Below are 12392 nucleotides of genomic sequence, written 5' to 3' on the forward strand. Positions count from 1 at the left end.
ATCCTAGCCTTCTGATCAAGGTTTAACGAGGTCGAATTTGAAAGATCGTAATTGTCAATGAATTGTCCGAGTTTGCCGTTTCGGCTGGTCAGCATGGATCGCATATGAAGGCGAACGGCCTGTCGATGATTCGGGTAAGAATGACGACCGCGGATTTGTCTCCGGAAAGTCGTAGGTCTTTCCGCAATTTGTCGACATCGACCGCCGAGCCGCGTTTCTTGATCGTCGCATTGCCGACTCCGCGCTCGCGGAGCGCGGCCCGCAGCCGCTTGAGCGAGAACGGCAGCGTCTCGTGGACCTCGTACCGGGACGCCCACGGTGTCCGTACGGCGACGTCCCCGGTGATGTAGGCGATGTGCGGATCGAGCAGGTGACCTTCGACCGTCGCGGCGATCTCCGCGACCAGATGGGCCCGGATCGCCGCGCCGTCCGGCTCGTAGATGTAACGGCCGACCGGACCGTGTTCGGCCTGGCCCAGGTCGGGGTCGGGCGTCATCGTGTCGCCCGACGGCAGGATCGTGGCCCTGCGATCTGTCTCGCCCGCCAGGGCGCCGCACCAGATCACGGCCTCCTTGACGTCGCCCTTGTGGGAGACCCACTCGGCCTCCGCCCCGGCGGGGATGAACTCGTAGGGGATCCCGGGGGCGACCTTGAGGCAGGCCGACCTCGCCTTCGCCACCATCTCCAGCACGTCGGGCCAGGGAGGCGAGTAGCCCATGGGGTCGAAGGTCCTGCCCCGGGCGGTACGGCGGGCGGGATCGGCGAACAGGACGTCGAACGCCGCCGGGTCGATCGCTCCGGCGTCCGCCGTACGGACGGAGACCCGGTCGCCGAATCCCAGGGCCTCGGCGTTGGCCTGGGCGATCGCCGCGGTGAGGGGGTCGACGTCCACGGCCTCGACGGTGCATCCGGCCCTGGCCAGCGCGAGGAGGTCGCCGCCGATGCCGCAGCAGACGTCGGCGACCCGGGAGCCGGGGGCGACGCGACGCGTCCTGTGGTCGGCGACCTCACGGCGGGTGGCCTGTTCCAGACCGGCCTGCGTGAAGTACATGAGATCGGCGTCGGCGCCGAACTTCTCCCTCGCCCTCCGCCTGAGCCCGGCCTGGGTGAGCGCCGCGGAGGTCAGGCCGGCGTCGTAGATCTTCCTGAGCCGGGTCACCGCCGCCACCGGGTCGTCGCCGACGGTCTCGGCCGCGGCCGTCAGGGCCTCCTGGCCGCGGGGTGTCAGCAGCTCCCGGAATGCGTCAAGGTCCACGTCGTCTGACGTTACCGCCTGGCGGGGACGCGGCCTTCGCCTCGCTCCGGCATCCCGGCGGGGCCGGAGCGCGTGTTCCGCCGGGTTCCCCGGGGCGCCTCGGCTCCTCGGCGTCCTCCGGCGTTGCCCGGTATGTCGCTCGATGCTCCCCTGCGTTCCCCGATGTTCCTTGATGGTTCATCACCTACATGGGCAGGTGCTGCCAGGTGGGAAGGGTAGTTTTGAGGGGGGTTGTGCATAGCTTGACGTTCGCGTGAAGCGCAGAAGGGCCATCCCGTGTTGACTGTCAAGCCCTCCTTGCATACTGTTCCGTATTGGCACTCTCCCGGTGAGAGTGCCAGATACATGCGACGAGGCAGGTCTGACACCCGCGACGGCAGACCGCTGGTCGCCTCTTCTAGATCATTCAAATCTGAAGGGGAGGTCCGACGTGACGACCGCCACCAAGGTTCCCGTTAAGCCGCTCGGCGACCGCATTGTGGTCCAGCCGCTTGAGGCAGAGCAGACCACCGCTTCCGGTCTGGTTATCCCAGACACCGCCAAGGAGAAGCCGCAAGAGGGCAAAGTCCTCGCGGCCGGTCCCGGCAACTGGGACGACAAGGGCGAGAAGCGGATTCCGCTCGATGTCGAAGTGGGTGACGTGGTCCTCTACAGCAAGTACGGCGGCACCGAGGTGAAGTACAGCGGCGAGGAGTACCTGGTGCTCTCCGCCCGCGACGTGCTCGCCGTCATCGAGAAGTAGTTCCAGCTTCATAAAGGTGACGTATCGAGCCCCGGGTCGCGTGAGCGCCCGGGGCTTTGATGCGCCGACGTACTTATAGAGGGGATTGTTATGCCGAAGATCCTGTCGTTCGAGGAGGACGCACGCCGCGCTCTTGAGCGTGGTGTGAACGCCCTTGCGGACGCCGTGAAGGTGACCCTCGGCCCGCGCGGCCGTAACGTCGTCATCGACAAGAAGTTCGGTGCGCCGACCATCACCAACGACGGTGTCACCATCGCCCGTGAGGTCGAGCTGGAGAAGCCGTACGAGAACCTCGGCGCCCAGCTGGCCAAGGAAGTCGCCACCAAGACCAACGACGTCGCGGGTGACGGCACCACCACCGCGACCGTTCTGGCCCAGGCGATGGTCCGTGAGGGTCTGCGTAACGTCGCCGCCGGCGCCCAGCCGCTCTCGCTCAAGCGTGGCATCGACCTCGCGGCCAAGGCCGTCAGCGACAAGCTGATCGAGTCCGCCCGCCCGGTCGAGGACAAGAAGGAGATCGCGCACGTCGCGACGATCTCCGCGCAGGACGTCAAGATCGGCGAGCTGATCGCCGAGGCGTTCGACAAGGTGGGCAAGGACGGTGTCATCACCGTCGAAGAGTCCAACAGCATGGGCCTGGAGCTGGAGTTCACCGAAGGCCTCCAGTTCGACAAGGGCTACCTGTCGCCCTACATGGTGACCGACCAGGAGCGCATGGAAGCGGTCCTGGAGGACCCCTACATCCTGATCACCCAGAGCAAGATCGGCTCTGTCGCGGAGTTCCTGCCGCTGCTGGAGAAGATCGCTCAGTCCAAGAAGGCGCTGCTCGTCATCGCCGAGGACGTCGAGGGTGAGGCCCTCGCGGTCCTGGTCACGAACAAGATTCGTGGCACCTTCACCTCCGTCGCCGTCAAGGCTCCGGGCTTCGGTGACCGCCGCAAGGCCATGCTGCAGGACATCGCCGTCCTCACCGGTGGCCAGGTCGTCAGCGAGGAGATCGGCCTGAAGCTGGAGTACGTCGGTCTCGAGGTGCTCGGCACCGCCCGCCGCATCGTGATCACCAAGGACTCCACCACCGTCGTGGACGGCGCCGGTGACGCGCAGGCGATCGCCGACCGCGTCAAGGAGATCAAGCTCGCCATCGAGCAGTCCGACTCCGACTGGGACCGCGAGAAGCTCCAGGAGCGCCTCGCCAAGCTCTCCGGCGGCGTCTGCGTGCTCAAGGTCGGCGCGGCCACCGAGGTGGAGCTCAAGGAGAAGAAGCACCGTCTCGAGGACGCCATCTCCGCGACCCGTGCGGCGATCGAGGAGGGCATCGTCTCCGGCGGTGGCTCCGCGCTCATCCACGTCTCCAAGATCCTGGACGACCTGGGTCTGACCGGTGACGAGGCGACCGGTGTCTCCATCGTCCGCAAGGCGCTCATCGAGCCGGCTCGCTGGATCGCTGAGAACGCCGGTCTCGAGGGTTACGTCGTGACGACCAAGGTGGCCGAACTGTCCACCGGTCAGGGCTTCAACGCGGCCACCGGCGAGTACGGCGACCTGATCGCTCAGGGCGTCATCGACCCGGTCAAGGTCACCCGCTCGGCCGTCCAGAACGCCGCCTCCATCGCCGGCATGCTGCTGACGACCGAGGTTCTCGTGGTGGACAAGCCCGAGGAAGAGGCTCCGGACGCCGGTGCCAACGGCCATGGTCACGGCCACGGTCACTGATCTTCGTTGGTCCGTACGGCTCGCGTCCCCCCGAGGGGTGCGAGCCGTTCGCGTTTTGCGGTAAACCAAAAGGCCCTGCGAAGCGTCATGGCATGATGCGCGGAAGACCAAACGTCGTTCTAACAAATAGTCGGCTTATTTGGTAATCCAATGAAATATTGGTACAAATTCGAGTCGTTGCTGTCATCACTCGATTACTCCCCGTTATCGCCGCTTCAATGTGACCAATCCGTAGCCGTTTGCGATGACGACAGGCCATACCAGGGCGGGCATCATGCCTAACGTGACCGAGGGATGCGTCGCCGACGCCAAAAATGGGGTAAGGCTTGCGACGAGATCTGAAGGGACCGCCCATAGGGATGATCTCAAAGATCTGACGAGGCTCGCCGTTCAGGGAGATCGCACAGCGATCGAATCTCTGATCGCGCAGCTGAGGCCAATGGTTGTCCGTTATTGCCGTGGTCGTCTTGGCCGGGTTTCTGGCCAGTATCACATCGCGGACGATGTGGCCCAAGAAGTGTGTATCGCAGTGCTGTCCGCACTGCCCCGCTACCGGGACATGGGACGCCCTTTCGCGTCCTTCGTCTTCGGCATCGCGTCTCACAAGGTGGCCGACGCGTTGCGTAGTTCCGTACGATCCGCCGTACCCACCCAGGATCTCCCTGACGGGCCCGACGAGGGGCCCGGGCCGGAGGAGACGGTGGTGCGCTACATCGAGGCCGAGCACGCGCGCCGGCTGCTGTCCAGGCTCCCCGACAACCAGCGCGAACTGCTCATGCTCCGAGTGGTGTCAGGTCTTTCCGCCGAGGAGACCGGTAATGTACTGGGCATGTCACCAGGCGCGGTCCGCGTTGCCCAGCACCGGGCGCTGGCCCGGCTACGGGCGATGGCGGAGCTGGAGTCGATAGCTTGACCGTGGAGCAGTCGAGCGGTGATCAGAAACGAGAACCTGGAGCGCAGGGCGGGACTGGCGAGGACCCGGAGCGAGCACGATCATGACAACGGTTCATCCGCGACGTCCGGCTCGAAAGTACGGGCCGGACGAGGACCCGGCAGTGGCCGAGACCGACGCCGTCCTGGAGGCGCTCTCCCTCAGGAAGCCCGTCGCGAGCCTCGACGCCATGGTCGGGCTGCTGTCGGCGCTGATCGACGATGTCGATCAGCAGGGGCCTTCGGTGCCGATCACACCGCCCACCGATCAGCGGCGCTCTTCGGTGTCGATCACACCGTCGACGTAACCGCGGGCGTACTCCCAGCTCACGTAGTCGGTGGGGTTGGGCTGGTAGGCGGGTTCGTGCACCTGCGGCTGGCCGTTCTCGATCATCTGGCGCAGGTTGCCGCGCAGCAGCTCCCAGTTGAAGTAGTGCTGCTCGCCGCACTCGGGACAGTCGAGGACCAGGCCGAGCACGCCCTGGGGCTCCAGCAGGGATCGGAAGACCTCCACGTCGGCGAGGTCGGTCATGGCCTCGTCGCGCTCGTCCGAGGTCAGCGGCTCGGGATCGTCAGGCTCACCCAGCGCCGCCGCCGGGTCGTCGGGGTCATCCGCGAACGGGTCGCGAGGGACATCGTCGAGCACGATCCCACCTTATGGTCTGGATGTGACAGACAGGTTCTGAACTATACGAGCCGGGTGCTCGCGGGTGGGCTCCGGGTCGCACGATTGAAGCGGCCTGTGCGGGCCGGGTTCCGGAGAGCTTCGGGTCACATGATCGCGGGGGCCTGCGGGCCGGGCGCCCTGCGGCCTCTGAGGCGTACGAGCCACGTGTTGCAAGAGCCGGTCCCTGAGGCGTACGAGCTACGTGTGTTGCACGAGCCGGCCGCGGCGCCTCGGCGACGGGTTGTGTCGGCCTGCCGCGACGCGAGGCCTCAGGGGTGTGTCACACGAGCCAGCCGCGGCGCGAGGCCTCCACGCCCGCCTGGAACCGCGACTGCGCGCCCAGCTCGGCCATGGCGTCGGCGAACCGGGAGCGCACCGTCCTGACCGAGACCCCGAGCTGCCGGGCGATCATCTCGTCGGAGACCCCCTGACCGGCCAGCCGCAGCACCTGTATCACGCCGTCGCCGCGGTGCGTCCACGGCAGCGGTGCCGCGCGGGCCCACAGCTCCTCGAAGAAGGAGCGCAGCGCGGCCACCACCACGACGGCTCTGACCAGGTGGAAGTTGTAGGCGTTCTCCGCGAGGGTGCCGCCCCACTGGGCGGGCATGCCCGCGGCGTCGGCCCCCGCGACGAGGAACCAGCTCGGCACCACGTCGAGGGTGCGGACCTGGGCCCCCGCCCGCTCGAACTGGTCCAGCTTGTCGCGCAGGCCGGATATCCCCAGCGTGTGGACCGGGATGATGAACCGGGAGGAGAGCAGGTCGGTGCGCTGGGCCGCGATCCACTGGTCGGCGTACCGGTGCGCGAAGTCGTTCACCGTCCGCTTGTCGGGAATGGCCGACAGCAACTCCATCGGCGGCGTCTGGATCGCCATGCCGATCACGCTCTCGTAGAGCTCGTCGGCCCCGCCGACCAGGGTCACGGGGAACTGGCCGGCCTGGTAGTCGCGTCCGGCGTCGTACTGGTGGATGAAACCGCGGATCGACCCGAGCACGGTGTCGATCCTGCGGCTCTCCGCGGCCAGCCGGTCCAGTCGCTCGGCGACCAGGTGGCCGAGGGCCGTGGCGGGGTGCCGGGCGAGATACTCCCCGCCCTGCTCGTCGACCACGCCGAGCCTCACGAGGATGGCCAGCTCGCGGTCGAGCAGCTCCGGTGAGCCGTTGGTGGCCTCGGCGAGTTCGGCGCAGGTGGCGCGGTGCAGGCGCAGCACCGCGTTGTAGAGCGAGGTCTGGGCCGGGGTGAGACCCAGGGTCTCCAGCGGGTCGAGCGGTGCGGGTGTGTCAGTACGCATCGGCGAGGGGCTCCTGAAATGACACGGGTCTGGCGAGGATAACCCGGTGAATCATCCCTGTCCGGGCGTTGCTCCTAACTGATACGACAGTGTGTGCAACTTCGTGCAATTGCACGTTTGTACATTGCGGGTGAACCGATCGTGACGCAGGCTTGACGCAGCGTCGGCACCGGATACGAGTCACGTCGCCACCCGGACGCGGAGGGGGGTTCGGTGGCATGCCAGACGCCTCGTGCCGGTGCCGGTGATTCGGGAGGCCGAGCGGGTCACCGACCGCTCGGCCTCCCGCCTTTTCCCGAGGGTGTTCCGCGGATTCGGGCGGGCCGAGCGGGTCATCGACCACTCGGTCCCTCGGCTTTTCCCGGGGGTGTCCCGCAGGTTTGGCCGCAGACTCTAAACTGTGATCCGGGGGTCGGCGCCTTTCCCCATTATGAGAGCGCCGTGGTAGGAGGTTTGCAGATGGCCAAGTTCACCGAACCGGGGCTCACGTTCGACGATGTGCTCCTGGTGCCCGCCTATTCGGATCTGCAGCCGGGTGAGGCGGATACCACCACGCGCCTGTCGCGCGGGATCACTCTCCGGATCCCGCTGGTCTCCGCTGCGATGGACACCGTGACCGAGGCCCGGATGGCGGTGGCGATGGCCCGTCAGGGCGGCATCGGCATCCTGCACCGCAACCTCTCCATCGAGGACCAGGCCCAGCAGGCCGACCTCGTCAAGCGCTCCGAGGCCGGGATGGTCACCAACCCGGTCACCTGCTCGCCGGACGACACCCTCGCCGACGTCGAGCGGCTCTGCGCGACCTACCGGATCTCCGGTGTCCCGGTGACCGACGCGAGCGGCGTGCTCGTCGGCATCGTCACCAACCGCGACATGCGCTTCGAGACCGACCAGGGCCGTTCCGTGCGCGAGGTCATGACCCCGATGCCGCTGGTCACCGCGCCGGTCGGGGTCTCCAGGGACGGCGCGTACGAGCTGCTCAGGCAGAACAAGATCGAAAAGCTCCCGCTGATCGACGCCGACGGGCGGCTCCGCGGGCTCATCACCGTCAAGGACTTCACCAAGAGCGAGCAGTATCCGCTCGCCACCAAGGACGCCGATGGCCGGCTCGTCGTGGGGGCGGCCATCGGCGTCGGGGACGACGCCGAGAAGCGGGCGGCGGCCCTGATCGAGGCCGGCGTCGATGTGATCATCGTGGACGTCGCCCACGGTCACTCCAAGGGCCTGGCCGACATGATCGCCAAGATCAAGGCCAACAGCCGGGTCGAGGTGATCGGCGGCAACATCTCCACCCGCGCGGGCGCCCAGATGCTGGTCGACGCCGGGGCCGACGCGGTCAAGGTCGGCGTCGGGCCGGGCTCCATCTGCACCACCCGCGTGGTCGCCGGTGTCGGCGCCCCGCAGGTGACGGCGATCCACGAGGCCTCCCTGGCCGCCGGTCCCGCCGGGGTGCCGGTGATCGGCGACGGCGGCCTCCAATACTCGGGTGACATCGTCAAGGCCATCGCGGCCGGGGCCAACACGGTCATGCTGGGGTCGCTCCTCGCGGGCTGCGAGGAGTCTCCGGGTGAGCTGATCTTCATCAACGGCAAGCAGTTCAAGTCCTACCGGGGGATGGGCTCGCTCGGCGCGGTCCGCAACCGCGAGCGCGGCGGCACCTCCTTCAGCAAGGACCGCTACGCCCAGGCCGACGTCGGCACCGAGGACAAGTTCATCCCCGAGGGCATCGAGGGCCAGGTCCCCTACCGCGGCCCGGTCGCCGCGGTGGCCCACCAGCTCATCGGCGGCCTGCGCCAGGGCATGTGGTACTCCGGATGCCGCACGGTCGCGGAGATGCACAGCAAGTGCGAGCTCATGCCGATCACCTCGGCGGGCCTCAAGGAGAGCCACCCGCACGACATCCAGATGACGGTCGAGGCTCCGAACTACCACGGTCGCTAGGTTTCCGGAGGACGGGGATCCGCCGAGCTCAGCGAGCAGGCGAGCCACATCGGCACTGTACGGTCCGCGCCCACCTGGCGTGAGTATCCATACACGCATGAAGGAAAGACATATATATGACTCAGGTGGAGATCGGGCGCGGCAAGAACGGCCGTCGTGCCTACGCGCTCGACGAGATCGGCATCGTCCCATCCCGTCGCACCCGCGATCCGGAGGAGGTTTCGATCTCCTGGCAGATCGACGCCTACCGGTTCGAACTGCCCGTCGTGGTGAGCCCCATGGACAGCGTGGTCTCGCCGAAGACCGCGATCGAGGTCGGGCGGCTCGGCGGTCTCGCGGTGCTGGACCTCGAAGGTCTCTGGACCCGCTACGAGGACCCGACGTCACTGCTGGCGGAGGTGGCGGAGCTCAAGGGTGAGGCCGCCACGAGGCGGTTGCAGGAGATCTACAACGCGCCGATCAGGGAAGAGCTGATCGGCCGGCGCATCGGGGAGATCCGCGCCGCCGGGGTGGCCACGGCCGTCCGCCTGTCCCCGCAGCGCACGGTCCAGTACCACAAGGCCGTCATCGACGCGGGCGTGGACATCTTCGTGATCCGCGGCACCACGGTCTCCGCCGAGCACGTCTCCGGCAGGGCCGAGCCGCTGAACCTCAAGCAGTTCATCTACGAGCTCGACGTTCCGGTGATCGTCGGAGGTTGCGCCACCTACACCGCGGCGCTGCACCTGATGCGGACCGGTGCGGCGGGCGTTCTCGTCGGTTTCGGCGGCGGCGCCTCGCACACCACCCGCACGGTGCTGGGCGTGGTGGTGCCGATGGCCACCGCGATCTCCGACGTGGCCGCGGCTCGCCGCGACTACATGGACGAGTCCGGCGGCCGGTACGTCCACGTCATCGCCGACGGCGGCATGGGCACCTCCGGTGACATCGCCAAGGCGATCGCCGTGGGCGCCGACGCGGTCATGGTCGGCTCGCCGCTGGCGAGGGCCACCGAGGCTCCCGGCCACGGCTTCCACTGGGGGTCCGAGGCACAGCACCCCGAGCTTCCCCGGGGCAAGCGGGTCAAGTTCGACACGGTCGGCACGCTGGAGCAGATCCTGCACGGCCCCTCCTCCGTGGCCGACGGCTCGATGAACCTGATGGGCGCGCTCAAGCGCACGATGGCCACCGCCGGATACTCCGACCTCAAGGAGTTCCAGCGGGTCGAGGTCGTCGTGGCCCCGCACATCGGCTGACATCCCTTTCGAACGCCCGGTCTCCGCGGAGGCCGGGCGTTCGGCGTTTCCCCGCCCGTTTGTTGTCTCCCCGCCGATCCGGCGCCTCCCCGCGCATCCGGTGTTTCCCCGTGGGTTCGAAACTTTCACGTTCGTCCGGTGTTTCCTGTGGGTCCGGAGCTTCCTTGATCGCCCGTTGTCTTCCTGCGGGTATGGCGCCATCCGGCGGACCGGTCGCTCTCCAGCCCGACCGCGGTCCTCGGCCGTGAGGTGCGCTGCGCGGGAGGCCCTGAAAGTGACGTATAGGGGAAAATCTGTGAACATTCACATGTGTTGGATGATCAAGAACTCCGGATCGCCCTCAGAGACGGCCCCTTCCACGCCGCGCTCCGTGCGGCGGTGGAGGCACGCGGCCTGACCCTGAGCAGGCTCCGCCAGAATCTGGAGGAACGCGGCCTGCGGGTCGGGATGACGAGCCTGAGCTACTGGCAGCAGGGCCTGCGCCGTCCCGAGCGGCCCGAGTCGCTGCGTGCCGTACGCGCGCTGGAGGAGATCCTCGTCCTGCCGCCCCGCTCGCTCATGGCCCTCCTCGGCCCGCCCCGCCCCCGGGGTCGCGGTCCCGGAGAGCCGCCGCAGAGCACCCTGCCGTACTCCGCGATCATGGAGTCCTCCCACACCCTGTCGGCCCTGCTGCAGGATCTGGACGGGGTGGCCGACGACCGGCGCCTGCACATCGCCACGATGTACGAGACGGTGCAGGTCGGGCTGGACCGCAGCATCGTCCGGCGCGAGACGCTCCAGGTGGTGCGGGCGCACGAGGACGCCGCCGATCGTTACATCATGATCTACTGGGGCGACCTGGGATGCGACGTGGAACGCGTGCGGATCCGCGCGCTCGAGGACTGCAGGGTCGGCCGGGTCCGCCGCGACGGGCCGACCGCCCTGGTGGTGGCGGAGCTGTTGTTCGACCGGGTCCTCCAGACGGGGGACACCCAGGTGATCCGTTACGAGCTGGCCGACCCGAGCGGTGTGGAGACCGCCAGGTACGAACGGGGTTTCCGCTTTCCCGCCGGCCAGTACGTGCTCCGGGTGAACTTCACGCCCGCCGCCCTTCCGGCCGGCGTCCGCCGTTTCACCCGCCCCGATCCCGGTGCCCACGAGCACGACCAGGGCGAACTCGTCCTCAACGCCCACCACGCCGTCCACCTGGTGGCCGACACGCTCGAACCCGGTCTGATCGGCATCCAGTGGAACTGGCCGTGATCGACCCGTGGACGTGGCGGGCGGCACCGGTTGTGATCGGTCCGTTGGGACGTGGTGAGCGGCATCGCCGGTCGTGATCGGCCTGTTGGGACGTGGCGGACGACGACGCCGGTTGTGATCGGCCCGTCGGGGCCTGGCGGGCGGCATCGTCGGTCGAGACCGGCCCGTGGAGGGGCCGTCAGCGGTGATCGGCTCGCCGGGACGGCCTGAGCGGTGGCCTCACCGGGGCTCGGTGATCCAGGCCCCCTGCCGCATGACCCCGGCGACCTCCAGCTCGTCGGTGAGCACCACGAGGTCGGCCTGCTTGCCGACCGCCACCGAGCCCAGGCGGTCGGCGAGGCCGAGCACCCGGGCGGGGGTGAGCGAGGCGATCTCGGCCGCCTCGCTCAGGGACAGCCCGACCTCCCGGACGGCGCGCCGGAACGCGACGTCCATGGTCAGGGTGCTGCCCGCGATGGTGCCGCCCTCGGCCAGCCGTGCCACCCCGTCGGTGACGTTGACCTTCATCGTGCCGAGCCCGTAGACGCCGTCGCCCGCCCCCGCGGCCGCCATCGCGTCGGTGATCAGCGCGGTGCGGCCGGGGCCCGCGACGTCGTAGGCCAGGCGGACCATCGCCGGGTGCGCGTGCACACCGTCGTTGATCAGCTCGACCGTGACGCGCTCGTCCTCGAGGAGAGCGGCGATCGGTCCCGGGTCGCGGTGGTGCAGCGGCGGCATCGCGTTGTAGAGGTGGGTCGCGACGCTGCCGCCCGCCTCGATGCCCGCGATGGTCTGTTCGTAGGTGGCGTCGCTGTGCCCGAGAGCGGCGATCACGTTGTTCGCGACCGCCTCCCGGATGGTGTCCAGCGCGCCGGGCAGCTCGGCGGCGATGGTGAGCATCTTCACATGGCCGCGCCCGGCCTTGAGCAGCCCGGTGAGCTCCTGCGCCGACGGCTCCCGCAGCAGGGCCGGGTTGTGCGCGCCGCAGCGGGCACCGGAGATGTAGGGGCCCTCGAAGTGGATCCCGGCCAGCAGGCCCTCCTCGCACAGGTCGGCCAGGGCGGAGGTGGCTCTGGCGAGGTCGTCCAGGGCCGCGGTGACCAGGCTGGCCATGAGCGTGGTGGTGCCGTGCAGGCCGTGCAGGGCGGCGATTCGGCTCGCCTGCTCCGGATCACCCGTCGGGAAGGAACCACCGGCTCCGCCGTGGCTGTGGATGTCGACGAAACCCGGCACGACGTACCGGCCGCCGAGACCGTGGCCGGGGCCGGGGGCGGCGCCCTGGCCGATGTGGGTGATCCGGCCATCTTCGATGGTGAGCCAGCCTCCGTGGACACCTTGGGGGGTCACGATGCGGGCGTCGGTGAGTGTGATGCTCATGGAACCATCCTCTCCGGTTC

Annotated in this window: 11 protein-coding genes; 7 read left to right on the forward strand and 4 right to left on the reverse strand. The window is 68.3% G+C overall.

Annotated features, from left to right (window positions below; translation table 11 throughout):
• Positions 1-88: 88 nt before the first annotated feature.
• Positions 89-1255, reverse strand: coding sequence for a class I SAM-dependent methyltransferase (locus tag DKM19_RS03925; protein ID WP_110694514.1), 1167 nt, complete (start codon positions 1253-1255; stop codon positions 89-91).
• Positions 1256-1685: 430 nt separating this feature from the next.
• Between DKM19_RS03925 and groES the strand changes: the two genes are divergently transcribed.
• The 4 genes from groES to DKM19_RS03945 all read left to right on the forward strand — a co-directional run bounded on the left by groES (position 1686) and on the right by DKM19_RS03945 (position 4948).
• On the forward strand, positions 1686-1997 hold the full coding sequence (gene groES / locus DKM19_RS03930) for a co-chaperone GroES (protein ID WP_089209295.1): 312 nt from the start codon (positions 1686-1688) through the stop codon (positions 1995-1997).
• 90 nt (positions 1998-2087) lie between these two features.
• The gene (gene groL, locus DKM19_RS03935; RefSeq protein WP_110694515.1) at positions 2088-3710 is read left to right on the forward strand and encodes a chaperonin GroEL; all 1623 of its coding nucleotides are present in this window, start codon (positions 2088-2090) and stop codon (positions 3708-3710) included.
• Between the two features lie 274 nt (positions 3711-3984).
• A complete protein-coding gene (locus tag DKM19_RS03940) occupies positions 3985-4623 on the forward strand; it encodes a sigma-70 family RNA polymerase sigma factor (RefSeq protein ID WP_089209297.1) in 639 nt (212 codons plus the stop codon).
• Positions 4624-4765: 142 nt separating this feature from the next.
• Positions 4766-4948 (forward strand): hypothetical protein, encoded by a 183-nt coding sequence (locus DKM19_RS03945; RefSeq protein WP_110694516.1) that lies wholly within the window; start codon positions 4766-4768, stop codon positions 4946-4948.
• On the opposite strand, the gene DKM19_RS03950 is transcribed toward DKM19_RS03945, so the two are convergent.
• A complete protein-coding gene (locus DKM19_RS03950; RefSeq protein ID WP_089209299.1) occupies positions 4909-5286 on the reverse strand; it encodes a DUF5319 family protein in 378 nt (125 codons plus the stop codon). The genes DKM19_RS03945 and DKM19_RS03950 overlap by 40 nt on opposite strands.
• A 301-nt stretch (positions 5287-5587) precedes the next feature.
• Entirely contained in the window at positions 5588-6598 is a 1011-nt protein-coding gene (locus DKM19_RS03955) for a helix-turn-helix transcriptional regulator (RefSeq protein ID WP_110694517.1), read from the reverse strand.
• Between the two features lie 459 nt (positions 6599-7057).
• On the opposite strand from DKM19_RS03955, the gene guaB reads away from it, so the two are divergent.
• The 3 genes from guaB (at position 7058) to DKM19_RS03970 (ending at position 11016) form a co-directional block, all read left to right on the forward strand.
• A complete protein-coding gene (guaB, locus tag DKM19_RS03960; protein ID WP_110694518.1) occupies positions 7058-8539 on the forward strand; it encodes an IMP dehydrogenase in 1482 nt (493 codons plus the stop codon).
• A gap of 116 nt (positions 8540-8655) precedes the next feature.
• Complete coding sequence (locus DKM19_RS03965; protein WP_204358644.1) at positions 8656-9774, forward strand: GuaB3 family IMP dehydrogenase-related protein; 1119 nt, start codon at positions 8656-8658, stop codon at positions 9772-9774.
• A gap of 309 nt (positions 9775-10083) precedes the next feature.
• Complete coding sequence (locus DKM19_RS03970; protein WP_110694519.1) at positions 10084-11016, forward strand: hypothetical protein; 933 nt, start codon at positions 10084-10086, stop codon at positions 11014-11016.
• 219 nt (positions 11017-11235) lie between these two features.
• Here DKM19_RS03970 and nagA read toward each other — a convergent pair whose 3' ends face one another.
• Positions 11236-12372 (reverse strand): N-acetylglucosamine-6-phosphate deacetylase, encoded by a 1137-nt coding sequence (gene nagA, locus DKM19_RS03975; RefSeq protein ID WP_110694520.1) that lies wholly within the window; start codon positions 12370-12372, stop codon positions 11236-11238.
• Between the last annotated feature and the right edge of the window lie 20 nt (positions 12373-12392).

Origin of the sequence: Streptosporangium sp. 'caverna' (assembly GCF_003203775.1) — a bacterium.
In the GTDB taxonomy this organism is placed as follows: domain Bacteria; phylum Actinomycetota; class Actinomycetes; order Streptosporangiales; family Streptosporangiaceae; genus Streptosporangium; species Streptosporangium subroseum.

Coding starts and splice junctions, on each gene's coding strand:
- groL (WP_110694515.1), top strand. CDS start 2,088: ATGCCGAAGATCCTGTCGTTCGAGGAGGACGCACGCCGCGCTCTTGAG.
- DKM19_RS03940 (WP_089209297.1), top strand. CDS start 3,985: ATGCCTAACGTGACCGAGGGATGCGTCGCCGACGCCAAAAATGGGGTA.
- DKM19_RS03955 (WP_110694517.1), bottom strand. CDS start 6,598: ATGCGTACTGACACACCCGCACCGCTCGACCCGCTGGAGACCCTGGGT.
- guaB (WP_110694518.1), top strand. CDS start 7,058: ATGGCCAAGTTCACCGAACCGGGGCTCACGTTCGACGATGTGCTCCTG.
- DKM19_RS03965 (WP_204358644.1), top strand. CDS start 8,656: ATGACTCAGGTGGAGATCGGGCGCGGCAAGAACGGCCGTCGTGCCTAC.
- nagA (WP_110694520.1), bottom strand. CDS start 12,372: ATGAGCATCACACTCACCGACGCCCGCATCGTGACCCCCCAAGGTGTC.